Annotated in this window: 27 protein-coding genes; 13 read left to right on the forward strand and 14 right to left on the reverse strand. The window is 60.1% G+C overall.

All coding sequences use genetic code 11. The features are described 5' to 3' along the window. The 8 genes from B5477_RS06825 to B5477_RS06860 all read left to right on the forward strand — a co-directional run bounded on the left by B5477_RS06825 (position 1) and on the right by B5477_RS06860 (position 7,230). Positions 1-609: an ECF transporter S component gene (locus B5477_RS06825; RefSeq protein WP_079698992.1), complete on the forward strand. Its 609-nt coding sequence runs from the start codon at positions 1-3 to the stop codon at positions 607-609. A 175-nt stretch (positions 610-784) separates the two neighbouring features. Then, positions 785-1,561: an energy-coupling factor transporter transmembrane component T family protein gene (locus B5477_RS06830; protein ID WP_079698993.1), complete on the forward strand. Its 777-nt coding sequence runs from the start codon at positions 785-787 to the stop codon at positions 1,559-1,561. Further along, on the forward strand, positions 1,549-2,409 hold the full coding sequence (locus B5477_RS06835; RefSeq protein ID WP_079698994.1) for an energy-coupling factor ABC transporter ATP-binding protein: 861 nt from the start codon (positions 1,549-1,551) through the stop codon (positions 2,407-2,409). Before B5477_RS06830 ends, B5477_RS06835 begins: the two co-directional genes overlap by 13 nt. Continuing rightward, positions 2,402-3,214 carry an energy-coupling factor ABC transporter ATP-binding protein gene (locus B5477_RS06840; protein WP_079698995.1) on the forward strand — a complete coding sequence of 271 codons (813 nt, stop codon included), beginning with the start codon at positions 2,402-2,404 and terminating at the stop codon, positions 3,212-3,214. The genes B5477_RS06835 and B5477_RS06840 overlap by 8 nt, the downstream gene beginning before the upstream one ends. A gap of 218 nt (positions 3,215-3,432) precedes the next feature. Next, a complete protein-coding gene (locus B5477_RS06845; protein WP_079698996.1) occupies positions 3,433-4,713 on the forward strand; it encodes a DUF6273 domain-containing protein in 1,281 nt (426 codons plus the stop codon). Between the two features lie 124 nt (positions 4,714-4,837). Continuing rightward, entirely contained in the window at positions 4,838-5,902 is a 1,065-nt protein-coding gene (locus B5477_RS06850; RefSeq protein ID WP_079698997.1) for an ABC transporter substrate-binding protein, read from the forward strand. Then, positions 5,877-6,644, forward strand: a complete 768-nt coding sequence (locus B5477_RS06855) for an ABC transporter permease (protein WP_341455986.1) — start codon at positions 5,877-5,879, stop codon at positions 6,642-6,644. The genes B5477_RS06850 and B5477_RS06855 overlap by 26 nt, the downstream gene beginning before the upstream one ends. 4 nt (positions 6,645-6,648) lie before the next feature. Continuing rightward, positions 6,649-7,230 carry an ATP-binding cassette domain-containing protein gene (locus tag B5477_RS06860; protein WP_079698998.1) on the forward strand — a complete coding sequence of 194 codons (582 nt, stop codon included), beginning with the start codon at positions 6,649-6,651 and terminating at the stop codon, positions 7,228-7,230. Between the two features lie 142 nt (positions 7,231-7,372). On the opposite strand, the gene B5477_RS06865 is transcribed toward B5477_RS06860, so the two are convergent. Further along, positions 7,373-8,131: a GntR family transcriptional regulator gene (locus B5477_RS06865; RefSeq protein ID WP_079698999.1), complete on the reverse strand. Its 759-nt coding sequence runs from the start codon at positions 8,129-8,131 to the stop codon at positions 7,373-7,375. A 237-nt stretch (positions 8,132-8,368) separates the two neighbouring features. On the opposite strand from B5477_RS06865, the gene B5477_RS06870 reads away from it, so the two are divergent. Then, positions 8,369-9,331: an SIS domain-containing protein gene (locus tag B5477_RS06870; protein ID WP_079699000.1), complete on the forward strand. Its 963-nt coding sequence runs from the start codon at positions 8,369-8,371 to the stop codon at positions 9,329-9,331. Between the two features lie 66 nt (positions 9,332-9,397). Here the strand turns inward: B5477_RS06870 and B5477_RS06875 are convergent, their stop codons facing one another. The 7 genes from B5477_RS06875 to B5477_RS06905 form a co-directional block, all read right to left on the reverse strand. Beyond that, complete coding sequence (locus B5477_RS06875) at positions 9,398-10,063, reverse strand: DUF6320 domain-containing protein (protein ID WP_079699001.1); 666 nt, start codon at positions 10,061-10,063, stop codon at positions 9,398-9,400. Between the two features lie 11 nt (positions 10,064-10,074). Then, on the reverse strand, positions 10,075-11,346 hold the full coding sequence (locus B5477_RS06880; RefSeq protein ID WP_079699002.1) for a hypothetical protein: 1,272 nt from the start codon (positions 11,344-11,346) through the stop codon (positions 10,075-10,077). After that, complete coding sequence (locus B5477_RS06885) at positions 11,343-12,281, reverse strand: alpha/beta hydrolase (protein WP_079699003.1); 939 nt, start codon at positions 12,279-12,281, stop codon at positions 11,343-11,345. Before B5477_RS06885 ends, B5477_RS06880 begins: the two co-directional genes overlap by 4 nt. A 182-nt stretch (positions 12,282-12,463) precedes the next feature. Then, positions 12,464-12,979 carry a GNAT family N-acetyltransferase gene (locus B5477_RS06890; RefSeq protein WP_079699004.1) on the reverse strand — a complete coding sequence of 172 codons (516 nt, stop codon included), beginning with the start codon at positions 12,977-12,979 and terminating at the stop codon, positions 12,464-12,466. Positions 12,980-13,029: 50 nt separating this feature from the next. Continuing rightward, positions 13,030-14,001 carry a PHP domain-containing protein gene (locus B5477_RS06895; protein ID WP_079699005.1) on the reverse strand — a complete coding sequence of 324 codons (972 nt, stop codon included), beginning with the start codon at positions 13,999-14,001 and terminating at the stop codon, positions 13,030-13,032. 30 nt (positions 14,002-14,031) lie between these two features. Beyond that, on the reverse strand, positions 14,032-15,186 hold the full coding sequence (locus tag B5477_RS06900) for an aldo/keto reductase (protein ID WP_079699006.1): 1,155 nt from the start codon (positions 15,184-15,186) through the stop codon (positions 14,032-14,034). An 84-nt stretch (positions 15,187-15,270) separates the two neighbouring features. Beyond that, positions 15,271-16,359, reverse strand: a complete 1,089-nt coding sequence (locus B5477_RS06905) for a putative NPN-dependent ornithine cyclodeaminase (protein WP_079699007.1) — start codon at positions 16,357-16,359, stop codon at positions 15,271-15,273. 364 nt (positions 16,360-16,723) lie between these two features. Here B5477_RS06905 and B5477_RS06910 point away from each other — a divergent pair, with 364 nt between their 5' ends. Next, positions 16,724-17,650, forward strand: coding sequence for a hypothetical protein (locus B5477_RS06910; protein ID WP_143533558.1), 927 nt, complete (start codon positions 16,724-16,726; stop codon positions 17,648-17,650). A gap of 76 nt (positions 17,651-17,726) precedes the next feature. Here B5477_RS06910 and B5477_RS15035 read toward each other — a convergent pair whose 3' ends face one another. Then, positions 17,727-17,900, reverse strand: coding sequence for a hypothetical protein (locus tag B5477_RS15035; protein ID WP_159448957.1), 174 nt, complete (start codon positions 17,898-17,900; stop codon positions 17,727-17,729). A 219-nt stretch (positions 17,901-18,119) separates the two neighbouring features. Between B5477_RS15035 and B5477_RS06915 the strand changes: the two genes are divergently transcribed. Beyond that, positions 18,120-19,439 carry a transglutaminase-like domain-containing protein gene (locus tag B5477_RS06915; RefSeq protein ID WP_079699009.1) on the forward strand — a complete coding sequence of 440 codons (1,320 nt, stop codon included), beginning with the start codon at positions 18,120-18,122 and terminating at the stop codon, positions 19,437-19,439. An 85-nt stretch (positions 19,440-19,524) separates the two neighbouring features. Here the strand turns inward: B5477_RS06915 and B5477_RS06920 are convergent, their stop codons facing one another. Beyond that, entirely contained in the window at positions 19,525-20,760 is a 1,236-nt protein-coding gene (locus B5477_RS06920) for a S1C family serine protease (RefSeq protein WP_079699010.1), read from the reverse strand. 282 nt (positions 20,761-21,042) lie between these two features. Between B5477_RS06920 and B5477_RS06925 the strand changes: the two genes are divergently transcribed. Beyond that, positions 21,043-21,903 carry a transglutaminase domain-containing protein gene (locus tag B5477_RS06925; RefSeq protein ID WP_242942214.1) on the forward strand — a complete coding sequence of 287 codons (861 nt, stop codon included), beginning with the start codon at positions 21,043-21,045 and terminating at the stop codon, positions 21,901-21,903. 81 nt (positions 21,904-21,984) lie between these two features. Continuing rightward, the gene (locus tag B5477_RS06930) at positions 21,985-22,422 is read left to right on the forward strand and encodes a bactofilin family protein (RefSeq protein WP_079699012.1); all 438 of its coding nucleotides are present in this window, start codon (positions 21,985-21,987) and stop codon (positions 22,420-22,422) included. A gap of 61 nt (positions 22,423-22,483) precedes the next feature. Here B5477_RS06930 and B5477_RS06935 read toward each other — a convergent pair whose 3' ends face one another. From B5477_RS06935 to B5477_RS06950, 4 genes are all read right to left on the reverse strand, one after another. Beyond that, positions 22,484-22,918 (reverse strand): RrF2 family transcriptional regulator, encoded by a 435-nt coding sequence (locus tag B5477_RS06935; RefSeq protein ID WP_079699013.1) that lies wholly within the window; start codon positions 22,916-22,918, stop codon positions 22,484-22,486. Next, positions 22,915-23,232, reverse strand: coding sequence for a hypothetical protein (locus B5477_RS06940; protein WP_079699014.1), 318 nt, complete (start codon positions 23,230-23,232; stop codon positions 22,915-22,917). Before B5477_RS06940 ends, B5477_RS06935 begins: the two co-directional genes overlap by 4 nt. A 285-nt stretch (positions 23,233-23,517) precedes the next feature. Beyond that, positions 23,518-25,791 carry a sensor histidine kinase gene (locus B5477_RS06945; RefSeq protein WP_143533559.1) on the reverse strand — a complete coding sequence of 758 codons (2,274 nt, stop codon included), beginning with the start codon at positions 25,789-25,791 and terminating at the stop codon, positions 23,518-23,520. Further along, the gene (locus B5477_RS06950; RefSeq protein WP_079699016.1) at positions 25,754-26,464 is read right to left on the reverse strand and encodes a response regulator transcription factor; all 711 of its coding nucleotides are present in this window, start codon (positions 26,462-26,464) and stop codon (positions 25,754-25,756) included. Before B5477_RS06950 ends, B5477_RS06945 begins: the two co-directional genes overlap by 38 nt. Positions 26,465-26,564 lie beyond the last annotated feature (100 nt).

Consider the following 26,564-nt stretch of genomic DNA (forward strand, 5'->3'; position numbering starts at 1 on the left):
ATGAATGAAAAGAAGAATTTGTGGTCCTTTCAGCTGAACACCGCTTCGCTGGTGTTGATCCCCGCGGCGGTGGGGATCAACTACATCGGCAAGCTGTTCGCGGGGCTTTTAAAGCTGCCGCTCTGGCTGGATTCTATCGGCACCATGCTGGCGGCCTTTCTGGCGGGCCCGGTGGTGGGCGCGCTCAGCGGGCTGATCAACAACGTGATCTATGGGTTGACCATGGACCCGATCTCCTTTGTGTATGCGCTGACCAACGTCGGGATCGGCATCGCGGTCGGCCTTCTCGCGCGCAGCGGCAAAATCCGCGGCGTCAAGAGCGCCATCCTCGGCGGCGTGGTCGTGGCGCTGGTCGCGGTGGTCATCTCCACCCCGCTCAACATGATCTTCTGGGGCGGCCAGACCGGGAATGTCTGGGGCGACGCGGTCTATGCCTGGTGCGTGGCGCAGGGCATGCCCGCGCTGGTCGGCTCGGCGCTCGACGAGGTCGTGGTGGACCTGCCGGACAAGATTGCGACCATCCTGATCGCCTATGGGATTTTCAGGGGCCTGCCCAAGAAGCTCACCCTGCTCTACCAAAGCGGCGAAAAGGTCGAGTCCCTCGACTAGCTTTAAAAACAATCCAAGACCCGGGGACGGCTTTCCGTCTCCGGGTCCCTTATAGACAGGACGGATAGTTTGAAAGGAACCTTTCAAATACTAAGTTTTGCACCTTTGCCGTCATGGGCGGCAATTTCTCACAGCGAAACCGGTACAAAACGTCCAGAAAGGAATGGTCGTTTTTATGAAGGAGATCAGCCTGTATGAGGAGAAGGACACCCCCATACATGCGCTCGACCCGCTGACCAAGATTCTCTACATCCTCGCGGCGATCCTGGTGCCCGCGCTTTACGGCGGCAGGACCGCCATGGCGGCCTTTATTGCCGCGAGCATCGCGGTCCTGCTCGCCGGGCGGGTCCTGCGGCGCACCCTGCCGATCCTCAGCTTTTCCTTCATCGTGCTGATCACGGTGGTGATCATCCAGGGGCTGTTCCGCGCGGGGAACACGACGGTGGCCTTTGCACTGGGCCCGGTGGTATTCTACCGCGAAGGGCTCAGCTTCGCGCTGGGGATCGGGCTCAACGTCGTCAATATCCTGCTGAGCTTCTCCATCCTGGTGCTCACCACCCGCCCGAGCGACTTGGTGGAGGCGATGGTGCGCCTGGGCCTCTCGCCAAAGCTCGGCTACGTGCTCGCCTCGGTCTTCCAGATCATCCCCCAGATGACCGCGACCATGGGCACCATCACCGACGCCCAGCGCTCGCGCGGGATGGAGACCGAGGGCAGCCTGCTCGTGCGGATTAAGGCCTTCCTGCCGCTGATCGCCCCGGTGGTGATGAACTCGCTGATCATCACCAAGGAGCGGGCCATCGCGCTGGAGGTGCGGGGCTTCGACAGCAGGCGGGAAAAGACATTTTTGCGCGAGAGAAAAGCGCGCGGGCGTGACAAGGCGGTAAACGCCCTGCTGGCGGTACTGATCGTCCTCGCGCTGATCGGGAGGGTAACGATATGGCTCACATAGCGGTGCAGCATCTCAAATACCGGTACCCCCTCACCGACGAGCTGGCGCTGCGGGATATTTCCTTCACCGTCGGGGAGGGGGAGTTCATCGGGATCATCGGGCAAAACGGCGCGGGGAAGAGCACCCTTTGTCAGGCGCTGTGCGGGATCATCCCCAGCTTTTATAAGGGCGCCTACGGCGGGAAGGTGCTCATCGACGGCGAAGAGGCCGCAAAAACCCCGGTGGCCGAGCTCTGCCGCAAGGTGGGGATCGTTTTCCAGAACCCCTTCTCCCAGGTGACCGGCTCCAAGCTGACCGTCTATGAGGAGATCGCCTTCGGGCTGGAAAACCTCGGGCTGCCGCGGGAGGAGATGGTCCGGCGGATTGACCATGCGCTCGAGCTTTTGGACATCCAGGCGCTGCGGGAGCAGAATCCCTTCGACCTCTCGGGCGGGCAGATGCAGCGCATGGCGATCGCCGGGATTATCGCCATGGAGCCGCAGGTCATCATCCTCGACGAGCCCACCTCCCAGCTCGACCCGCAGGGCAGCGAGGAGGTGTTCAGGGCGGTGCAGAAGCTCTGCTTGCAGGGGATCACCATCCTGATGGTGGAGCACAAGATGGAAAAGATCGCCGCCTACAGCGACCGGGTCATGCTGATGGACAAGGGGGAGATCGTGGGCTTCGACACTCCGCAGAAAATTTTCTCTCTCGATTGTCTCGAGGCATGCGGGGTCCAGCCGCCCGCCTTCACCCAAATCTGCCGCGGGCTCGGGCTGCGAAATGGAGATACCGGGCTCTATCCGGTCACGCTGGAGGAGGCGCATAAGGCGCTGGATCAAATCAAGGGAGGTGCGGCCCATGGCTGACATCCAGGTGAAGGAGCTCACCTTCGGCTATGCAGAAAGCAAGCCGGTTTTGCAGGGGATCAGCCTCTCGTTTGATGGGCGCAGTACGGCCATCATCGGCCAGAACGGGGCGGGGAAGACCACCTTCGTCAAGCTCCTCAAGGGACTCTTAAAGCCTACCGCCGGTGACGTGCTGATCGACGGGCAGAACACCAGGGAGGCCACCGTCGCCTCGCTGGCGGGCAGGATCGGAATGGTCTTTCAAAACCCCAACGACCAGATCTTTAAAAATAAGGTGCTCGACGAGGTGATGTTCGGGCCGCTGAACATCGGGATGAGCGAGGGGGAAGCCAAGGAGCACGCCGAGGCGGCGCTCGCGCTGGTGGGCCTTTGTGGGCTCGAACAGGAGAACCCCTACGATTTGAGCCTCAGCGAGCGCAAGATGGTGGCGATCGCCTCGATTTTAGCGATGGATACCGGCGTCGTCATCTTTGACGAGCCCACCATCGCCCAGGACTGGCGTGGCCGCCGGACGATCGGGTCGATCATCCGGGGGCTGCGGGAGCGGGGTAAGCTGGTGATCGCCATCCTGCACGACATGGACTTTGTGGCGGAATATTTCGAGCGCACCGTCGTCTTTGCGAAGGGGCGGGTGCTCCTCGACGGCGGCACGCGGGAGGTGTTCGCCGAGGAGGAGTGCCTGCGCGCGGCCTATCTCGAGCCACCCCACGTCACCCAGCTGTGTAAGAGCCTGGGTTATAATGAAGTGTTCTTGACGGCGGAGGATTTTGTCAGCCATGTAAAGGAAAACGGGTTTACAGTTTAAGAGGTAAGAAAAAGACCTATAGCATAGCATGCTATAGGTCTTAATTTATCCGTTTTTTTCGTTTGACTCGAATAATTAACATTATTCTTTTGATAATATCCCAATTATATCCTGTTTTGGGCCTTTTTGCAAGCAAATCGGGTGATTTTGGACGTGGCCCGTTCCTCCGATGGCCGCAAGCATGCTATGCTGTCGGTCATTTTGAGGAGGAAAGAACTGTGAAAAAATGGGGGATGGCGCTGCTCTGCGCGCTCAGCCTCGCGCTGCCGGCGGCCGCCCAGGAGCAGGGCGCGCAGTGGGGGTTCATCATACCGGTGACCATTCGGGACACGAGGATCGGCGGCTGCCGCATCTGGGCGGCCCCTTACCGGGAAGGGGGCGAGCCCGCCGACCCGGGCTTTGAAAACGCGCCGGTTGCGCTGGAGGTACCGGTGGAGCGTTACGGCGCGGTACAGGAGGTCTTTCTCCCCGGCGGCACGCCCCCGTCGGCGGACGCCACCTATAAAATCTGGATCCAGCCGGTGCCGAAGCCCGCTTATCTCGGGCTGAACCTGCCCGGGACGGCGACGGCGGTCTATCAGTATTACTGCGTACAGCAGCTGCAGCTGCCCGAGGTGCTCTATGTCCCGCAGGGGAAAGAGCTAGTCCTCACGGCGGCGGCGCTGCCCGCCTACACCACGGCGCCCATCACCTGGGCGGTGAACGATCCACAGGGAAATATCACGGCTGTAGAGCAGCCGCAGCAGGGGAATACCAGCTCCATGTCCGTCACCGGGAACGCGGCGGGGGGCGAGGCGACGGTTACCGCCTCGGCCGGGAGCGAGAGCGCTGCCTGCACGGTCAAGGTGATCCACTCCAGCGAGCAGGTGAAGGCGGGAGACGGGGAGCGGCCCCTGACCTACCCGGATACGGTCGGCGGCTATAGCTGGTACATCGTGGACGTGGACGAGGAGATGGGCTACTACACCCTGCTGTGCAAGAGCGAGCTTTTTAGCGGGGTAAACTTCGGCGGCTCCTCCGACTGGTTCACCTCCACCGCGCGCAGCAGCTTTCACGGGATCTATCAGAAAATGAGCGCGGAGGAGAAGGCGCACGTCGTCCCGGTCAGCTGCGATGGCGAGGCGGGCTATTCCCCTTCGGCGGGCGCAGTCGGCTCCTTGCAGGATTATATCTGGCTGCCCACCGCCGCGCAGGTCGCGGGCTGCCCTTCCCAAATCCCGATTGCCAGTCAAAGCTATTCATCCTACGCGGCGGCCGGGCATACGGTCGGGGAGCGGGCCTACCGGGAGAGGCTGCTGTGGTTTACGGGGAAAACGACGCAGGCACAGATGAAGGAGGTCTATGGCAACAGCAAGCTGAACAGCTGGCTGCGCTCTCCGTTTACCAGCTCCAAGGCCACGTTGACTTGCATCAATGCCCTGGGAATGCTTTCATACCGTGACTATGATAAGGCCCGGACCGATATGTCCGTGCGTCCCGCCATGGCCTGGCGGCCCTGAGCGGCAAGCGCCCCGGATTTTCCGGGGCGTTTTTACTGCGCTGGTTTGCAGTCGGCAACCGAATGTGATATAATACCATATTGGTGTATAAAGTAAGCTAAAATCTATTTTCGAGGTGTTATCCATGAAAAAACTGATTTGCGCGCTGCTTGCGGCGGCGCTCACCTTGCTGGCCGGCTGCTCGTCCGGCGGTACGTCCTCGTCCGAAGCCTCATCCGGCGCCCCGGCTGAAAGCGCGCCGCCTTCCTCGCAAGACAGCGAGCCGGAGAGCTCCGCCTCCCAGGAAGCGCCGGCGGAGAAGATCGACGTCAACATCGCTTCCCTCAAGGGGCCGACCTCGATGGGCCTGGTCCAGGTGATGGAGCAGAGCGAAGCGGGCGGTACGGCCAACAACTACCACTTTACCATGGCGGGCACCGCCGACGAGATCGTGGCGCAGATTGCCAAGGGTGAATTGGACATTGCGGCCGTCCCCTGCAACCTGGCCTCGGTGCTCTATAACAACACCGAGGGCAAGATCTCCATCGCGGCGATCAACACCCTGGGCGTGCTCTATGTGGTGGACACCGACGGCAGCGTGCAGTCCATCGGGGATCTGCGGGGCAAGACCGTCTACTCCACCGGCAAGAACACCACCCCCGAGGCGGCGCTCAACTTCGTGCTTTCCCAGAACGGGATCGACCCGGCAAGCGACCTGACCATCGAGTATAAGTCCGAGGCCACCGAGGTCGCGGCTTTGATGTCCGAGGGCGGGGCGACCGTCGCCATGCTGCCCGAGCCGTTCGTGACCACCGCCATGCAGAAGAACGACAGGCTGCGCGTGGCGCTGGACCTGACCGAGGAATGGGATAAGGTCGGGGACGGCAGCTCGCTGGTCACCGGCGTGGTGATCGTGCGCAATGAATTCCTGCAGGAGCATGGGGAGGCTTTTGAGCGCTTCCTCGACGAGTACAAGGCCTCCACCGAGTGGGTCAATTCCAGTGTGGAAGAGGCGGCGGCCCTCGTCGAAAAGTACGGGATCGCCCCCGCGGCGGTGGCGGGGAAGGCCATCCCCAAGTGCAGCATCACCTTTATCGACGGGGCGGACATGAAGACCAAGGTTTCCGGCTATTTACAGGTGCTCTTCGAGCAAAACCCGAAGCTGGTGGGAGGCAAGCTGCCGGATGATGCGTTCTACTACCAGAGGTAAAACCCTTCTCGTCCGCGCCGGGGCGGTGGCCTTTTGGCTGCTTCTCTGGCAGCTTATGAGCATGCTGATCGGCCAGGACATCCTCCTGGTCTCGCCGCTGCGCACCCTTGCGGTGCTCGGGCAGCTGGCGGGGAGTGGGGAATTCTGGCAGAGCGTGCTGCATTCCTTTGTGAAAATCGCGTTTGGGTTCCTGCTCGCCATTGCGGGCGGGAGCCTGTTCGCGCTGCTTTCCTATAAAAACCGGGTGGTGCGGGAGCTGCTCTATCCCTTGGTGACGGTTATCAAGGCCACGCCGGTGGCTTCCTTCGTCATCCTGGCGCTGATCTGGATCAAGTCGCAGAACCTTTCGGTCTTCACCTCGTTTTTGATGGCCTTTCCCATCGCCTACACCAACCTCCTGAGCGGCCTTCAGGAGACCGACCCGAAGCTGCTGGAGATGGCGCAGGTCTTCGGGGTGAGCTTCGGTAAGCGGCTGCTCTATATCCATCTCCCGGCGGTCAGCCCCTATTTCGTCTCGGCCTGTTCGCTGTCGGTGGGGCTCTGCTGGAAGGCGGGGATCGCGGCCGAGGTGATCGGCCTGCCCGCGCGCTCGGTGGGCAGCGCCCTCTACCAGGCGAAGATCTACCTGCAAACCGGGGAGATGTTCGCCTGGACGCTGGTGATCATCCTGGTCAGCCTCCTCTTCGAGCGGGCGGTGCTCTACGTGATCCGCCTGCTGCAAAACCGGATTGAAAGGATGTGAGCGTATGGCCATTACCGTCACCGGACTTTCCAAATCCTTCGGCGGAAGGCCGGTGCTCCGGGACTTCTCCGCCCGCTTTGAGGAGGGGAGTGTCAGCTGCATCTTCGGCCCGTCGGGGCAGGGGAAGACCACCCTCCTCCACCTGCTGATGGGGCTGCTGGCCCCCGACGGCGGAGCGATCGAGGGGATAGGAGATCAGCGCATAGGGGCCGTCTTCCAGGAGGACCGGCTTTGCGAGACGCTATCGGTGCTGCGCAACATCCGCCTGGTCTGCCGGAAGGGAGTGCCCGATGAAGAAATCCTGACCCATCTTCAGGAGGTGGGGCTGCGGGACTCGGCATATAAGCCGGCCGGAGAGCTCAGCGGCGGGATGAAGCGCCGGGTGGCGCTGGTGCGCGCGGTTATTGTGCGCCCCGACGTCCTGCTGCTGGACGAACCCTTCAAGGGGATGGACGCCGCCACCAAGGCGGACGCCATCGGCTATCTTCGGCGCCGCGCGCCGAAGGCCACCGTCCTGCTGGTCACCCACGACCGGGAGGACGCGGGGCAGCTCGGGGCGGCGCAGATCATTGAGTTGGACGCATAAAAAGGGCGACAGGTAAAGGACCGCGGACTCAGTCCGCGGCCCTTTACCTGCTGCAAAACTCCTGCACTACAAAGCCTTTGTAAGAAAATTGGGTTTCCAAAGGGTACAAGTACCCTTTGGTGGGAGTTTGAGGGTGAAGCCCTCAAGGCCTATTCGGCACCGCCCGCCAGTCCCGGTCGCTGTCCGAGAGATAGAAGCGGTAGCGCTCGGCGAGCATGTACTGCCGGCCGATGTGGACGATTCTGTGCTGCTCATCGTAAATCTGGGTGTACATATAGAAGAGGGGCTCCCCGCTCTGCACCTGTAAATCCTTTGCCAGCTCGCCCGAGGCCTTGAGCGCCTCGATCCAGCTCTCGGCCGAGACCGAGGCCTCGATCCCATGCTTGTCTTTCAGCAGCTCGTAGAGCGAGCCTTCGAGGTTTTCCTCCATCAAAAAGGAGAAGCGCTCATAGGGGTAATAGTTGTTTTCGCACATGATGGGCACGCCGTCCCCGCAGCGGATGCGCCGGATATGGAGCATCTGCTCCCCGATCCCGATCCCCAGGATGGCGGCCTCCTCCTCGTTTGCGGGCAGGATTTCCCGGGAAAGGACCCGGCTGGAGGGAACCATCCCGCAGGCCCGGCAGCTCTCGGAAAAGCTGAGCAGATAGTCGATCTTGCGCTGAATCCGGGGCATGCACACGAAGGTGCCTTTGCCCTGGCGCTTGATGAGAAAGCCCTGCTCCACCAGCTCCTCGATGGCCTTGCGCACCGTGATCCGGCTGACGTGGTAGCTGTCGCTGAGCTCGGTCTCGGTGGGCACCTTGGCCCCGTAGGGGAGCGCCCCGGTCTCGATGGAAAGGCGGATATCGTCCCGCAGCTGCTGGTACAGCGGCACGGGAATGTTCTGATCGAGTTTCATCCTGACCCCCGGTTTCTGTCCGGACAGGGCCCGGACATATCATTATATATCCTTATCATAAAGCAAAGCGGGAATTTTGGCAAGTCTCTGAGGAAAATGCCTGAAAGATTCCGGATAAAAATATAAAAAATTGGTCGTTTTTTCGTTTGTATATAACGTTATATTATGATATGATTGTCTCGTAGAGAACCGGAGCGCAGCTCTGGAAAATATGATCTGATTAGGAGGCTACATAGCATGGACGCGAAGAAAGTTATCAGCGACATCCTGGCCGAGAAAAAAGAAATCAAGGACGTGTACTTCGTCGCCTGCGGCGGTTCGCTCGTCGATCTGTATGGCGCGGACTACTTCATCAAGGCGGAGTCTTCCACCATCCACTCCTCGTTTTATACCAGCAAGGAGTTTGTCTTAAATCCCCCCAAGCAGCTCGGAGAGAAGAGCCTGGCCATCGTCTGCTCGCACAGCGGCAACACCCCCGAGACCGTCGAGGCGGCCCACATGGCCAAGGACCGCGGCGCCGCGGTCATCACCCTGACCCATGCGGCCGGCTCCGGCTGCGACAACGACCGCTTCATCGTCTGGGTCTATCCCTGGGACGACGACGAGCTAGTCCTCTCCCCGATGGGCATCACCCTCGATCTGATGACCGAGCTGGTCCAGCAGCAGGAAGGCTTTGCGGGCTATGAGCACGTCAAGGAGGGCCTCGGCAAGATTTCCGCCATCGTGAAGGCCGCCCGCGAGACGGTGCATGAGCGCACCATCGCCTTTGCGGATAAGTACGATCACGCCTCGATCATCTACACCGTCGGTTCGGGCGCCAACTGGTTCCAGGCTTACGGCCTCGCCATCTGCTCGCTGATGGAGATGCAGTGGATGCATGCCAGCTACATCCATTCCGGCGAATACTTCCACGGCCCGTTCGAGGTCACCGAGAAGGGCGTCGTCTATTATCAGATGATGAGCGCCGGCAAGAACCGCCCGATGGACGAGCGTTCGCTCAAGTTCATCAAGGAGCATACCGACGACTACGTGGTGGTGGACGCCGTGGAGCTTGGCCTTGGCGCCATCAGCGAGGATGTTGTCGACTACTTTAACCCCATCCTCTTCTACGCCATGAGTTGCGAGTACCGCGCCGCCCTGGCCCACAACCGCAACCATCCGCTGGAGACCCGCCGCTACATGGGCAAGGTCGCCTACTGATCGGAGCACACATTAAAAAAATAAGCGGGCGGCAGATTTTATCTGCCGCCCGCTTGATGATTGGCGCTATAAATGCAGCCGTTTTTTGACCTCCATGCGCATGCGCTCGCCCTCAAAGAGCAGCAGGGCGCACAGGGAAAGAAGGCTCACCGCCACGCAGATCACCGAAGGGTAGAATACCCGCAGCCAGCCCAGCAGCAGAAAGAGCAGCGGCACGATCCCGAACAGGGCGTCGATCACCAGATAGATCATATAGTCCTCCACCCGCAGGTGCAAAAGTTTTGCGAGCAGGGCCATCGCCAGCATGGCGAAGACGCACAGGGTGGGCACCACATAGTCGAGCGACCAGCCGTGCCAGCCGGTGCACAGGTCCCACAGCGCCGCCAGGGAAGAGAGGATGGCCACCTGCCAGAGGAGCCCCTTGGTCGGGCTGCCGCGCTTGTTGAGCGCGATCCCCAGGCTCAGCCACATCGACCCGAGCCCCGCCAGCACATAGAGCGACCAGGGCCCGCCCTGCCAAAGCAGCACGTTGATCGCCCCGCAGATCACCGCAGCCGCCGCCGACAGGAAGAGCAGCAGCCGCCAGAAAAGGTGATAAGGCCGCGGCGGCATGGCGAGCAAAGGGAAGGGCTCCTCCCGCTCGTCCCCGCCGCCGGAGAGCGGCCCCTGGCAGAGCGGGCAATGGCGGCGTTCGCCGCGGATATAAACCTTGCAGGCTTCACAGTATTGCATAACATTCCCTCCTACTGCCCGTCGAGCTGGTTGGTGGTGATTTCAATGTCGATCCCCAGCTGCGCCAGCCGGCGGAAGAAGCGCCGCTGCACGTCCACGCCGGCAAAGGTGCTGCTGAAGCTGAGCACCAGCCTATCCCCGAAGGAGCACAGGCAGAGCTGCAGGCGGTTGGTGCTGGTGAACACGTCGAAGAGCCGGATATACTCCTCCATCCCCACGGGCATGGAGATGCGCCCCACGTTTGAGAGCGCGGCGGTGATCCCCCGCTCGCTCAGGCGGTTGGCGATGCGCAGGCTCACATCCTTGAAGGCGAGGGGCACCGCCCGGGCAATCAGATTGTGCTCGAGCGCGGCCAGCTCGTTCATCCGCAGCGCCAGCCGCTCGGCGGTCAGCTCGCGCTTAAAGTAGCCGCCCACATGGGAGAGGATGTCCTCGAAGGTGCCCGGCTGCTTTTTGAAGTTGTAGCCGACGTTGAAGATGCCGAAGAAATTGCGCGCCGAGGCGGAGGGGAAGTAGCTGCGCAGGTTGACCGGCACGGTGAGCACCACCGGGCGGCCCTCCTCGCGCAGGGGCATCTCCCCATGGATCGCTTCGATCAGCACGGCGGCGAGCAGCACCGTCAGGGTGGCGCCGCAGCTGTGCGCCACCTTGAGCACCGAGGAAGCGCTCATTACGCCCGAGACCACCTTCAGGCGGTAGTCCTCGGTCTTCTCGCCGCGCAGGCGGAAGGCGTGAGGTGCCGGGTCCTTGCGGTAACGCTTGGCGCCGCCGTAATATTTTTGGAAGCTGTCGTCCATCTTCTGGGTGCCCGAGGCGTCGTAATCGAGCGGCGGCATCCCCTCGGGGAAGCGCTCGGGGTGCCGCAGCACGAGGTAGCGGGCCACCAGGGTGCGCAAAAATTGCAGCGCGCCGGTCCCATCCGAGAGGGCGTGGTAGACCTCCAGGCTGATCCGGCGCTTGTAGCAGGTCACCTCGAAGAGCAGCCCCTTGCGGTTCCCGTCGTAGAGCGGGCTGCAGGGGGATTTGCACTCCAGATGGACGGTCGGGCGCAGGTTGCTGCGCTCGAAGTAGTACCAGAACATCCCCTTTTTGATCACCGACAGGTAGAGGGGGAAGTCCTCCACCGTCCGGTCCAGCGCCTGCTGCAGCAGGGCGGGGTCCACCTCTTCCGAAAGCTCGCACGCGAAGCGGAAGACCTTGGTGTCCTCCCGGTCTGAGGTTGGAGGGAATATTTTGGCGGCGTTGTCGAGCCTGCTCCAGGGCGCGGGCTGATGGCTCTTCACTCGCACAGCGCCTCCCCGTTGAGAAAATGATTGACCATCACGTAGCTGCGCCTGACCTGTACGAAGGTGGGCGGCAGCGAAAGAAAGCCGTGCAGCGCGTCGGGCATGCGGTGGATCAGGGCCTCATTGCCCGCCTCGCGCAGCCGCCTGCCATAGGCCTCGCCCTCGTCGCGCAGCGGGTCGTATTCGGCGGTGATGATCAGGGTGTCCGGCTGATGGGAGAGATCCTTTGCCATCAGCGGCGCGAAATAGGGGTTGCACAAATCCTTTGGATCGGACATATATAAGTCGATGAAGTCGCAGACCCGCTTGGAGGTCAGCAGATAATCCGTCCCGTTCTCACGCACCGAGGGGAAGGGGGAGGTCTCGCTGTGGTCGTAATAGGTGGCGGGATAAAAAAGGATCTGCCGCTTTGGGCTAAATTCGCCGCTTGCGCGCGCCATCAGGGAGACGACGGCCGAGAGGTTGCCCCCCGCGCTGTCCCCGATCAGGGTGATGTCCTGCGGCTGCACGCCCAGCAGAGAGGGGTCTGAAAACACTTCCCGCGCCACGGCGTAGCAGTCCTCGGGCGCCGCGGGGAACTTATACTCGGGCGCCAGGCGGTAGTCCACCGATACGACGATGTGGGAGGTGAGGCGCGCCATGGTGGCGCAGACCCGGTCGTAGCTGTCGATGTTCCCGGTCACCCATCCGCCGCCGTGGAAAAAGAGGAGCATGCGCCGCCGGGGCGGATCGTTGGGAGGATTGAAGATCCGAACAGGCACCTCGTGGTCGCCGCAGGGGACCTTGTGATCCCAAATGCGGTAGGAGAGCTTGCTCACTCTCAGCGAGGTGGCGCTAATCACCTGCCGCTCGAGCTTATAATTTTTCTTGACGTCCAGGTCTGGGTAGGAAAGCGCCTTGAGCGCGGCGCGCATAGCTTTGTTGATTGCCATTTTTTCTTTCCGCCTCTCGGTTGATTCGGATTGGGGATGTTATGATTGGCCATCGCCTCAGGCGTGCCATGAAAATGATATATAATTATTATAGCATAACCCGTATCCAAATAGAAACCCCCGGCACGCCGGAGGTTCCCCTTATAAGAAAGCCGCCGGACCATACCGGCCCGGCAGAAAAGCTACCGGGACTGCGAAAGCCCGGATTCATATCCATATTCGCGCAATACTACATCGTCGAAGCTCTCTTCATAGATTCCGCCGACCCGGCAAAATCCGTTTTTTTCGTATAGGCGGATCGCCGGCAGGTTGACGTCCACGACCAGGAGCCTTAAAAAATCAGCATCCATTTCCCTGGCCAGCGCCATGGCGTACCGCAGCGCCGCGCTGCCGACGCCTTGCCTCATGCAGTCCACGTTGACGCCGAAACGGTCGAGATAGAGCGCCTTGCCCCGCGGGTCTTTCCATTTCAAATGGGCTTCGCCGCTGTTTGACGGGCACAGGGCAAACGAGGCTATGATGTCCCGGCCCCGCGTCAAAAGATACAGGCGGCCTTTTTTGATGTCCTCCTCAAAGAACGCACAGGGGTAGACCTCGTCCCAGATTTGTATATGCTCCCGGTTCATCTTGCCGATGATCTCTTTGTATACTGTTTTGAGCTGCGTTAGGTCATCCATCCCGGCCAAACGTAGATGCATAATGCTCTCCTTATTCTTCACTGGGAAGGTGGGTTGCAAGTCTCCTGGCCTCAAACCCCGAGCTCATCGGCAAAATAGGCGCGACTGCAGGCGTGCAGGCCCCTGCCGTCCCGGCAGTCCACCCGGATATACGCATCCCGGCCGCTGAGCTCAAAGCAGGCCCCGGTGATGGTCTCGCCGGGCCGGGCAAGCGCCTTATAGGTATTTCGGCCGTCGGTGACAACGAATATTTTTTCGACCGGTGAGCAGGAGATGTGCAGACGGCTTCCTTCGAGCCAGAGCGCATTGATCTCGGGCCCCATCGAGGAATAATAGTCCCCCGCCTGCAGCGCCTCAATGATGGCGCGGTAGCTGAGACAAGGGGCCTTGATCATGGTGAATCCCCCGAAGGAGTCGCACAGCGGGTCGCCGAAGGGGAAGGCGTTGTGATTGTCGTCGGTCATCAGGCAGCCGATGTGCTGGCCCGCGCGCAGCATCTCGTCATAGGCCTGCGAGTTGTAGCCGTAGAGCCCGTCGTGCTCGCAGCCGTGGTTGTAGATTTCCATCGCAAACAGGCCGCGCAGGTTTTTATAGTCCTCCACCGTCTGCAGCGACCAGTAGGGATGGTTGTAGCAACAGAGGAATCCCAGCTCGTTCATCCTGGCGATAAAATCGTTGATGTAACCGACGTCCTGATAGCGGTGCCCGGGCAGCAGGTTCTTCTGTTTCTCCCCGGTATTTTGATCCGGGTCGGTGTCGTAAAAGTTGAGATGGTAGGTCTTGCAGTGGTCATGATCGCTCATCCAGTCGTATTCGTCGATGTTGATCTCATACGCGGCCAGTGCCAGAAAATCTTCGTCGCTCAGCGTGCGGTGGTCCTCGTACCGCCGGTGGTCGGTATAGGCGAGCACCGAATATCCCCGGCTTTTATAGGCCTCCTTGAGCTCCCCGATTGTAAGCGCGCCGTCGGAGAGGGTGGAATGGCAATGCAGGTTGGCCTTATAGAACCGCCCGCCCTCGGGCAGCAGAAAACGTTTTTCCATGATAGATCGTTCCTTTCCCGGAAATTCAGCCTAGAAGCCGAAAATTTCCTTTGCCTGTTCCATGCGCTCGATGACCGGCACCGAGAAGGGGCAGTTGCCCTCGCAGCTGCCACAGGCGATACAGTCCTGGGCGTGCCGTTCCAGCGCCCCGTAATGCGCGCGCACCGTGTCCGGCACCTCTTTTGCGCTCTGCGCCAGGTCGAGGTACTTTTGCACCTGGGCGATGTCGATATGCGACGGGCAGGGCAGACAGTGATTGCAGTACATGCACCGGCCCTTCATCGAATATTTTGGGGTGGAGGAGAGGATGAGGGAATAGTCCCGCTCCCGCTCGCCCGCCGTCTCGTAGGCGGCGCTGCTCTTGACCTCCTGCGCGGTCTTGGCCCCGGCTAAGACACTGCAGACCGCCGGACGGGTGAGCGCGTAATGGATACACTGCGCCGGGGTGAGCGCGATCCCGAAGGGGGACATTTCGGCGCTGAGCAGCGAGCCGGCCGCCATGCCCTTCATCACGGTGATGGCGGTTCCATGCCGCTCACAGGTGCGGTAGAGCTCCTCGCGCACCGGGTTGATCCCGCACAGCCCCTCCTTTTGATACGAGGCGGGGACGAAGAGGTCGTCGATCAGAGTGTCCTCGGGCAGCAGGTCATAAGCGGGGTTGAGGCTGAACATCAGCACGTCCAGCCATCCGGTCTCCACCGCGCGCGTGGCGCTTTGCGGATCGTGCGAGCTCATCCCGATCGCGCGGATCACACCCTTGGCCTTGAGCTGTTGGGCATAGTCCATCAGCCCACCCGGGGCGAAGACCCGCTCGAAGTCCTCGGCGGTGTCCACAAAGTGGAGCATCCCGATGTCTATGTAGTCGGTCCCCAGCCGCTCGAGCAGATCGAAGAAGAACCGCTCACAGAGCGCGAGGTCCCGGGTGCGCTCGTATTGCCCGTTTATCCAGGCGGCTCCGATGTGTCCCTGGATCAGCACCTGTTCCCGCCGCCCCTTGAGAGCGCGCCCCAGGTTCAGGCGCACCTGCGGCTCGGACATGAAGACGTCAAAAATGTTGATCCCACATTCCAGCGCGGCGTCCACAACCTCCTTGACCTGGCTGTAGGGCAGGCCCTGCAAATGCTCGCACCCCAGCCCGACCTCGCTCGCTTGCATGCCGGTTCGGCCAAGTGTCCGGTAATTCATATGCTCTCCTCCTCGTTGTCTTTTTGCTTTCATTCTAGCACAAAGCCGCCGCCTTTCAAGCGAAAAGTTCTGCGGTGCATAGGACTATTTTGCGGTTCCCCGCCAGAGGTGGACCAGGAAGTCCTGTACGTTGGTCACGATCGAGGTGACCGCCAAACTTCCGCGGTCGCGCAGCTTGTTGGTGACGAATTCCGAAATGTCCACGCAATAGAGGAAGACCGGGCGCACCTGCCCGTCGATCACCCGGAAGGAGGGGGTCATGTTTCCGGTGGCGATGGTGTGCAGCTGGGTGGCCAGGCAGATGACGGTGGTCGCCTGCCGGATGTAGGAGCGCATGCGGTCCTGCGCGTCGTAGACGTTGCCGATCACCTCGGGCAGCGGCCCGTCGTCCCGGATGGAGCCGGCCAATACGAGGGGCACCTCGTTCCTGACGCAGGAATTTACGATCCCGTCCTTGACGCCATAGGTTTCGATGAACCGCGGGATCGAGCCGCAGCCGCGCACCTTGTTGATCACGTCGATGTGGTTGTAATGGCCGTTCGGCATAGGCTGCTGGGTGTAAACGTCCTGCCCCAGCGCGGTGCGCAGGAGTGCTGCCTCCAGGTCGTGGGTGGCCAGCGCGTTGCCCGCCATCACGACGTTCGCAAAGCCGTTTTCAATCAGCCCGGACATCGCCGCGCGCGCGTCGGCGTCGAAGGAGCAGGCCGGGCCGAGCACCCAGGCGATGAAGCCGTGTTCCCGCTCGTATTTCAGCAGCTCATAAAGCGAGTCGTAATCCTTGGAGAAGGCCGTTTCGCGCGAGCGCCCGGTGCGGAAGGCGAAGGAGCCGTCCGACGCTCCCGCTTTCGAGAAGCCGTCGTAATGGACGTAGATTCCTTCCGAGCCGTCCTCGGTGCGCCCGAGGATGACCTCGTCCCCGCCCCTAAGATTGCGGAATTCCTTGGTGGCGATCCCGCCGCCCGGCTCCAGTACGGCGACGCAATCCATCCGGCTCTCCCCGGCGAGCATCCATGTCCCGCCGAGCTTAAAATACTCGGGATAGATACTCGTCGCGTGGTAATTCTCCGGCGCCACCCCGTCCCGGGGCGCCGGAGCGCTTTTGGCGCAGGGGGCGCCGGTAAAGGCCGGCTTGGAAAAGTCGGGCGCTTGATAGGTTGGCATTTGAAAGCTCATGGATAAGTCCTCCTGTCTTGATGGCGTCTCGATATCTACTGGAAATATTATAGCATACTTGTCTTGCCGGTGCATCCCAGCCTTCCGGCGGAACAGCAAAAAGTGTATGAATTTTCTGTGAAATGCATCCAGAGGACTTGTATTCTTACCATACATGGATTAGAATGGAAGAGCATATAGAGAATATCAGCGGTGGATCAGAACACCGGCAGGTTTTGATTTCAAGGTTGCCGTGCGCTGGAAGGATCGAAGCCTTATGGGTACCTTGGTCTTTGGCTTCCTTTAAGGTTTTTTAGAGAATTCTATGCTAGGATGATTTTGGAATCAGGCAAACAATCATTTTACTAAGAGGAAGGAAAGAAAAATGAAAAGTCTCAGTAGCAAACTCATGGCTTTGGTTCTCGCTCTCTCCATGCTGATGGGAACCGTAGTGGTGGCGTCTGCGGCCAGCTCCACCGATTACAGCGTCAAGGTTGAGGACAACAAGGTGTCGTTCATTCAGAACGGTAAGACGATCGGCACCTACAACTCGAAGGACGCAAAGCTCAAGCTCGTCACCGATAAGGACGGCGACCTTCTGGTCTGCTTCTATGATGCGAACAACAACTATAAGAGAATCACCCTCGGCAAGCAGACCTCCCTCTCGCTGAGCGGCTCGATGACCTCCCTGACGCTGGACAAGTCGCTCAGCGATAGTCTGAGCTTTTCCGTCTCGGCGTCGGTCGGCACCATGTCCGTGGCCTCTAAAAACAGTGTGAAGATCAGCGGCAAGGTTGATAAGCTGACTATCACCGGCGCGGCCAAGGTCACCGTCACCAAGGACGGCAAGGTTACCTCCGCCTCGGTCGCGAAGAGCGCCACCCTCACCAACGAGTCCTCGACCAAGATCGGCTCGGCCAATGTGAAGAGCTCCTCGAGCAAGAGCGACACCCCGACCCTCAGACTGGTCGGCAACGCCGGTAAGTACGATTCCAACAGGGACGATGACGATGATGATGACGATGACGACGACGATTACGTCGCCCGCCGCAAGCCGGATCTCGACATCGGCCGCCTCGAGGCTTCTGTCGGCGATGAGCTGCGTGATCTGATTGACGATTTGAACAATGAAGTCGATGCGTACTGGGAAGACGATGATCACGATGAAGTTGAGGTCAAGGGTGAGTGCAAGTGGAAGAAAAAGAACAGCACAGAGCTCGAGAAGAGCGGTGAGTACAGCTTTGTCTTCACCCCGCGCGATACCAAAAAATACCGCGAGGTCAGCGGTTCTATCTACATCCGTGTCGACTAATCGGGAAACTTTCACAGCATAAAAGAAACGCCCGGCATGCCCGTTGGCATGCCGGGCGTTTTCCTGGAACAAGGCCTTAGTCGCTGTAGTGCATGATGTTGGAAACATATTCCTGCATCTCGCTGAGAGAGCGGAAGTCGCATTCCATTACCTTGCGCTTGATGTCGGACGGCAGCGCCTGGAAGTACTCGTAGCTCGACAGGTCCTGGTCCAGCAGGTCCGACAGGCACAGGTGTTCTCCTTTGAGCATAGCTTTGCCTTTCCGCTTTGGCGTTTGTTTGCCAAAGCCGTTTGATTGGGCGAGGTCGCCCATTCCTAGTTTTTCTGCCATGGCCACATTTAAAACAAGGAAAATCGATGAAACAAGCGGACGGCCGAATTATTCGTCCGCCGCATGCGGCGCCTGTATTGAGGCGAGCCATTTTGGCACAATAGTAAGAATCACGGTAAGAACAGGAGTTAGACAGGAATGAAACCCTTCTCGAAATTTTTCACCGTCCTTTTGACAGCCTGTATGCTCTTCGCAGCGGCCAGTCCCGTCTTTGGCGCGAACGTCAATTCACAAAAGAGCGAGGAGCCCGCAAAAAAGGAGGAGAGCTTCCTGAAATATTCGCAGGAGGAGATGCTCTCCCATCTCGGCGGCGTATGGAAGGGAAGTTTCCATACCCGCACCGCGCCCGGCAAATATGCCGAGGATGAAGCGCAGATGAGCTTCATCGCTTCGTCCGGGAACCCCAGGCTCTTCCTGGTAATCGATTCCTACGAAGCGAACTACCTCACGCCCGCCTGGCGGATCGAGGACAGCGAGCTTGTATTTTCCTTCAACGACTCCTATTGGAGCGCGATGGCCACCCTGCACTTCTCGGATGAAAACACCCTCGCCGGGACCTACGCGCAGTACGGCGAGGAGTTCGAGCTGCAGTTTGAAAAGCTTTCCTCGAAACCGACGGACTACTCCTCCCAGCCGCAGTTCATTTTCGAGGATGAAGAGTATTCCGTCTGGCGCGAGCGTCTCACAAAGTATCCCGACTTCGACCCCGGCAGCGAAAAAGACTTTGGGACCATCCCGTTTACCTACGAGCTGTGGAGATGGGATAAATCCTTTCCGCTGGTGCGTGACTACGGCATGGCCGACGCGATCCGAGGAAAGAGCGACGTGGACCAGATGATCGCGCTGCTGAACCTGGTATGCGACAACTTTAGGCACGACGGCTCCTACGGCATCCCGGAAGGGGAGGACGCGGCGGGACTGAGCGCCCAGACGGTCATAAACCTCTGCCGGCAAAACGGCGGGATCGAGTGCCGTGGGCTCTCGATCATCCTCAGCGAGATGCTGCGCAACAGCGGGATTCCGGCAAAGCCGATCATGTGCATCCCCTCCACCGATCCCTGCGAGGAGTGTCATGTGGTGGTGCACGCCTATTCGGAGAGCCTCGGCCAGTGGATCATGCTGGACCCGACCTACCGCCTGGTGCTCAAGGACGAGACCGGCCGGTATGTCGATCTGCCCACCCTGCGCCGGAGCCTGGTCAGCGGCGCCAAGCTGGTGGCCAACTCCAACGCCGGCCACAACCGCATGCCCTTTTATATGGATTTCTACCGCGCCTATATGACCAAGAACACCTTCCGCTTCTCCTGCCTGACCGATTTTTCCTACGGCTCGGAGGGAAGCGAAAATAACCAGGCGCAGATGCTCGTCCCCAAGGGCTACCCGGTTCCCTACGCGGGGTCGCGTCCCGAACGGGTGACCACCAACGCGGCGGCCTTCTGGGCCCCGCCACAAAACTAGAAAAAAGGAGCGGAATCCCATGATTCCGCTCCTTTTTTATATGGGCCGCGGTGGGGGCCGCGGCCGCTAAACCGGCATGGCCGGATTAGGCCTCCTCGGTCTGCTGCACACTTTCCGGCACGTTCTCCTGCAGCGTCACGCTGATGGGAAGGGTTTCGCCGTCGCGCAGGACGCGCAGCTTGATGGTTTCACCGGCCGAGTATTTCTCCAGCTCGGTTTTCAGCTCCTGGGAGGAAGAGATCTCGGCATCGCCCACCGCCACGATCCCGTCGCCGACCTTGAGCCCCGCCTTCTGGGCGGCCGAGGATTCGTTCACGCCCGCGATATAGACCCCAAGCTGCGGCACACGGTACATAAAGGCCGAGCGCTCGTCCTGGATGTCGATCACCGAGACGCCCAAAGCCCCGCGGCCGGTCACATAGCCGTTTTGGATCAGGTCCTCGATTACCGTCTTGGCCTTGTCGACCGGGATGGCGAAGCCGAGCCCCTCGATCCCGGAACCGGAGGATTTGGCCACCACGATCCCGATCAGCTCGCCCTTGTCGTTAAAGAGGCCGCCGCCCGAGTTGCCGGGGTTGATGGCCGCGTTGGTCTGGATGAGGGTGTGGGTCTCGCCGTCGATGGTGACCTCGCGGTTCAAGGCGCTGACGATGCCGTTGGTCACGGTGCCGCCCAGCTCGCCGAGCGGATTGCCGATGGCAACCGTCTCATCGCCGACCTGCAAGGAATCCGAGCTGCCCATCACGGCGGCGCTGAGGTTTTCGGCCTCGATCTTGATGACGGCCAGATCGGTCTGTGGATCGGTCCCCACCAAAGTCGCGTCATAGGTTTCCTCTCCGTCCTTGAGGCGCACGGTGATCTTCTGCGCGCCGTCAATGACATGGTTGTTGGTGACGATGTAGCCGTCCTGCGAGATGATCACGCCGCTGCCCGCCGCCTGCGCGGTGACCGGCTGCATGAAAAAGTTCTGTTGGGGCACCTCGGTGCGGATCTCGACCACCGAGTCGGAAACCGAGCTGACGATCTGCGAGACGCTCATCACGCCGCCCGTGGAGGACGGGGCGCTCGAAACGGTGGAGCCGGTGGGGGTATTGTCCGCCGGTTGTGAAGCCGCGCTCTGGTTTCCCGCGAGGTTGGCGGCGAGATAGCCGCCGCCGAAGCCCATCGCCGAGGAGGAGACCACGCAGGCGAGGGCGACCGCCACTGCGAAGCCCCGGTTATGCCGTTTCTTCGGTCCCTCCTGCGGCGCCCCGCCGTACTGCGGATTGCTGGAGTAGCTGTTTTCCAGTTGACTGCCTTTAAAATCATCATAGTAATTCATATATATGCCTCCTTACAGGTGGTTGTTTTTTGAACTGTCTATAGAATACCCGCCAGATGTGTGATCCGTTTTAAGACTTTGAAACCTTGATTTTAATTTTTTACGAAGAGATTTTGTACTTTGTAAAGAAAAATCGATGGAATCTTGAAGAATTTGCTACCTTTGGCTTTTTTGGAAGAATTGCCCTTATTTGTAACAAAAATGGGAAAAAAGCTCGACATTTTTTGTCTCTCACGCTATAATAAGAAAAGTAGCATTTGAGGAGTGTATATAGTGTTTAAAATGAAAAAGATCGTTTCGGCATTACTGGCGGCGGCTATGCTGTTTGGCGCGGCGATTTCGGCTTCGGCGGCAGCCAAAACGCAGGACAAGGATTGGACCCAGGCCGACCTGAGCAAGCTGGGACAGGGGATCTACCAGGATTTTGTCAAGGGCCTGCACAACATGCAGGGCACGGTGACCTCCGACTTCAGCGGCACCAGCCAGCAGGCGTTCGACCAGTTCAGCAAGATTTTGCAGGTGCTCAAGAAGCAAAACCCTGAAATTTTCTGGCTGAGCTACGACTATCAGTCCTGCAAGGTGACGGGCGGGGATACCCTTTCCTGGAGCCCGGACTATTTCTCCGAATTCAAAAGCGGTGGCAAGCTGGACAAGGAGAAGATCAAGTCGGTCCAGCAAAGCCTTGAGGCGGTGGTCAAGTCGGTGGGCACCGGCAAGACGACCTATGAAACGGTCACGAAGTTCAATTCCTGGCTGACCCAGAACGTCGCCTACACCTTCGACTACTCCAACAGCCACGTCTACGAGCTGACCGGCGCGCTGGTGGACCGCAAATGTGCCTGCGAGGGCTATGCCAAGGCGTTTAAATTCCTTTGTGACAACGCCGGGATCGAGTGCGTGGTCGTTTCGGGCAAGGGCACCACGGGGGGCACGACCTACGACCACGAGTGGAATTATGTCAAAATGGACGACGGCAAGTGGTATCTGATGGACTGCACCTGGAACGCGCTCGGCGCCAACAAGCAGAAGTGGTTCCTGCTCGGCACCGACTCCGCGGTGGAGGGGATGGCGCTGCTCACCTCCCACAAGGAGGACGGCTCGAAGTATCCCGAGCTTTCCAAGGCAAACTACAGCGCGCAGTAGCAGCTATAATTTAACGGGTCGCCCGTTCCTTTTTGGGCCGCCTGATGACAGCAACAAAGCGTAAATTGGGGGGCAAACAAAATGTTCGATTATGACAATCCGTCCGGAATCAACTATACGGTGATTTCCAAGAGCACCACGGTGCGCGGAAACATCAAAACGGCCGACCCGATCAAGGTCAGCGGCCGGGTGATCGGCGACATCGACTGCGAGAAGCGCGCCGCCGTCACCGGCAAGGTGGAGGGGAACATCGGCAGCGAGAACTTTGTGGCCAGCAACGCGGCCGTCAAGGGGAACATCGACTGCCATGACCAGTTCTCGGCGGACGAGGACAGCGCCATCATCGGGGACGTTACGGCCGGGGCCGCGACGGTTGAGGGCCGGGTTAAAGGCAATATGAAGATTGCCAACGAGGTCGAGGTGGGCTCCACCGCGGTCATAGTGGGGGACATTTCCGCGAGCAACATCGAGGTCAAAAAGGGCGCGCGGGTCAGCGGTACGCTGCAGATCGACCACTGATTCACGATTCGACAGATAAAAAACCGGAGGCGCATTTATGCGCCTCCGGCTTTTTGTATGTTTATCGCTCTTGCGCAGTCCTTTTGCCGCTGAATATCATCCGGTCGATATCTTTTATCGTGATACCCTCGAGCCGCTGCTTACATAGCTCGTCGAGCTCGCCGTAAATGCCGTCCATGATCCGCCCCATCCCCGAGGCGACCAGGCATTTTTTGTCCACGTTTCCCGAGCGCCAGGAGGCGCTCACCAGCGGCACGCCCACCGCCTCGTCGATCCGGCGCAGGGTCACTTCCCCCGGGTCGAGGCAGAAGCGGTAGCCGCCCTCGGCTCCCTCCTTGGTTTCGATCAGCCCGCCCTTCTTGAGCATGGCCATCACCTTGCGCACCCGGGCGGGATTGGTGCAGACATTCTGCGAGAGCTCCTCACTTGAGAGGGTGGTGCCCTTGTGGTTGAGGTAGACCAGCGCGTGGACCGCGATGGTAAATTCCCCGGTCATCGTGACGCCCCCTTCCCGGATTTAAACGATACCTTGGCCCTTTTCAGCAGATCGAGCAGGAAGAGAAGATGCAGGACGAGCAGTGCGCCGTATAAGGCGAGCTGCCCGCCGCTTGCCTGCGCACAGGCGACCCCGGTACCCTGGCGGGCCAGGGCATAGACCAGCGACGCACTGTAGAAGAGGGAGAGGGCCAGGTAGAGCAGCGGGAAGAGGCTCCGCGCGCTGCGCACGACCAGCACCAAGCTGACCGCCAGCACCGAAAGCGCGGCGGCCAGCCCGCAAAAGAAAAGCAGGGTCGATAGGATAAAATGCAAAGCGTCCCCCTCCTTAAACGCAGAAGCCGATCCCGGTGTGCAGCAGCACAGCCACCAGTACAGCGGCCAAAACTACTCCGGCGAAACGTAAAACCTGATCCATGGCTCCTCCTGAATGTATCGTTTGATGCTACAGCTTATACTGTAATTATAATATTTACAGAATCTGTTGTCAAGTCCCGGGATGATATTTTGGGGGAGGGGCGCGCGGCTTTTTTCAGGATAGAGGTTGAAGCCGCCCAGCAGACAGGCCCCGCCGGATCGGCGGGGCCTGTCTGCTGGATTTTATTCTGGGAGCCTTGCAAACTCCACAGTCACCACGAACAGGTCGGCGATGGTCTCCACCGAAAAGCGTCCGCCGCAGGCCTCGGTAAAGCTGCGGGCGATCGAGAGGCCAAGCCCGCTGCCGCCGTCGGTACGGCTTTGATCCCCCCGCACGAAGCGCTCGGTGAAATCCACGCCCGGGGCGATTTCGGTTTTCGAGGTGTTCTTCACGCTGGCCACCGCCATGCTGCCGTCGGCGTGCAGCGAGACGTGGATCCGCGAGCCCTCGAGGGAATACTGCAAGGCGTTTTGCAGCAGGTTCTGGAAGACCCGGTAGAGCCGCTGCCCGTCAGCCTGGATCATCACCGGCTCCTCGGGTATCTCGCTCCTGAGCTGCACCGGGCTTCCGGCGATCTGCTCCTGCATGTCGGCCAGGGTCTGGCGCAGCAGCTTCCCGAGGTCCAGCTCCTCCTGGTCCACCGGCAGCTGTCCCGAGGTCGCCTTGCTCACCTCGAACACGTCCTGCACCATCGTCTTAAGGCGCTGGGACTTGCCCTTAAGAATCTCTATATAGTCCCGCACATGCTCGGGCAGGTCCTCCTCCTCGTCCAGCAGCTCGACGTAGCTGATGATCGAGGTCAGCGGGGTTTTGATGTCATGAGAAACGTTTGCGATCAGCTCGACCTTCATGCGCTCGCTGCGGATCTGCTCCTCGAGTGCGGCGTTCATCCCGCGCTGGATGTCGCCGAGGTCCTGCGCCGCCTGGCAGAGGTCCGCGTCATCGGGGAGGGTCAGCGGCATGCTCAGATTGCCCGCGCGCACCGTCCCGATCTGGTCGATCAGCGCGCCGACATCCCCGCTCATACTCCGGCAGTCCCTGTTAAAGTCGTGCAGCGCCCAAAGCCCAAGCGCCAGCAGCAGGAGCAGGGGAATGGCAATGACGAGGGCCCCGGGGGAATTATAGATCATGAAGAAGAACAGGGGCACCGCCGCCGCGGCGCTGAGGATCACCTGAAAGGCCGTGATCCGGCGCAGGCGGCGCTCCATGCGCTGCTGGAAGGGCAGACGCAGCTCGGCTCTCCGGTGGGAAGCGCGCAGCCTTGAGAGAAGGCTGTGCTTTAGGGGGTGCACTCCATAGCGCAGGTCGTTGACCAGCAGGTAGCCCATCCAGAACAGGAACAGCACGGCGCCGGTGTTCTGGGCGACGTCCTGGAGGTAGGAGGAGAGCATCCAGAAGTCGAGATAGCCTTCGTTATAGACATAATAGGCCAGCTCGCGCATATTGTAGCTCGAAGCGAGCAGGGCGAAGAGAAGGGCCAGCAGCAGGATCAGGACCTTGAACTCGATGTAGACGCGTCCCGTGATCCTGGCCAGGAAGCGGTCTGCGCGCGCCTTTTGCCGCCGCGAAAAGAGATAGAACAGGAAGAAGACGGCGCCGGCGGTCAGGGCAAAGGCACAGACGATATAGCGCTGCCGGTTCTGGCTGAGATTGCGCGCCAGGTAGTACAGGTCGTTGCTGCGGTACGCCGAATTGGAGTTGTCCGTCGAAACGTAGAGCATGGGCACCTTGGCGGCGGCGATGGTGACGGTGGCGTGAGAGGTCTTTTCATCCACCGTGAAGTTATTGTAGCCGGGGAGGTACCAGTCGTTCTCCTCCCGGTAATACCCGTCGCCGTACGGGTCGATCTTCTTGCCGTCCTTTATGATGGTGGCCTTCTTGCCGTCGAAATAGAGCAGGAAGTTGTACCCCTCGGGCTGGGCGAGGGAGGGGCCGTCGAGCCCGGTGCCCTCGGCGTTGGTGTACTTTTCCTTGCCGTCGTAGGAGATGGTATAAAGTATGTTTTTGTCCTTGGCGAAGCGCTCGTGCGCGCGCTTTGCGGCCGCCTCGATCTCCTCGTCGCTGGGGTAGCTTGGCCCGGAGGAAGAATCCTCGGACACGCCGTAGCTCGTTTCGGTTTGCCAGCCCCATTGCAGGCCGAGGCCCTCCATGGCCGCCTCGGCGGATTCCTGGGCGTAGCTATAGGTGTATTCCCCGTCGTAGGGGTAGCCGTACCAGTCCAGCGGGCTGCCGCTGGCCATCGCGAGGAAATCCTCGAGGTAGCCCGAGATGTTCCGGCGAAACTGGGTGGTATTCTGATAGTCGGTCTCAAAGCTCTCCCGCAGCTCCTGCACGCCCTGGGAGCCGCGCAGCGCCAGCGAGAGGAAGGGAGCGGCCCCGCCCAGGAGGAGGCTCACCCCGAGAGAAAAGCAAAGAAAACTAAGTATGGCTTTCCATTTTTTCGATTTTGTATCCAATTCCCCACACCACCTTTAAATATTCGGGTTCCTTCGGGTTGAGTTCGATTTTTTCGCGAATGCGTCGGATGTGGACCATCACCGTGTTTTCCGGGGCGAAGGCCTCCTCCTCCCAGACCCTGCGGTAGATCTCCTCGGCGGGGAAGATCCGCCCGAGGTTGCGCATGAGCAGGTCGACGATCTTGGTCTCGGTCGCGGTCAGCTTGACGGGGTCGCCGTCGGCGCGCAGGAGGCGCTCCTCGGTGTTGTAGCTCAGCCGCCCGTTGTGGATCTCGCCGCTGCTGAGTGCCGTGTTGATGTCTCCGAGGCTGGTGTAGCGCCGCAGCTGGCTGCGCACCCGCGCCACCAGTTCCTGGGGGCTAAAGGGCTTGGTCACGTAGTCGTCGGCCCCCATTGAGAGGCCGAGGATCTTGTCGGTTTCCTCGCTCTTGGCGCTGAGCACGATGATGGGCAGGTTGCGCCGCTCGCGGATTTTCATGACGGCGGACAGCCCGTCGAGCTTCGGCATCATCACGTCGATGAGGATCAGCTGGACCGACTGCTCGGCGGCAAGCTCGAGCGCCTTGAGGCCGTCGTAGGCCTCCAGCACCCGGTACCCCTCCTTGCGCAGCAGGATCGCGATGGCTTTTACAATTTCCCGGTCGTCGTCGACCACAAGCACACATTCGTTCATGGGAACTCCTCCTTCAGGCTTGTCTCTATCTTAAGGGAAGGTTCTTACAAAATCACAAGGGAAATCCTTACAGATTCCTTACGAACCATAAGCTCGAAAG

It is taken from the genome of Provencibacterium massiliense, from assembly GCF_900169495.1.
Classification (GTDB): Bacteria; Bacillota; Clostridia; order Oscillospirales; family Ruminococcaceae; genus Harryflintia; species Harryflintia acetispora.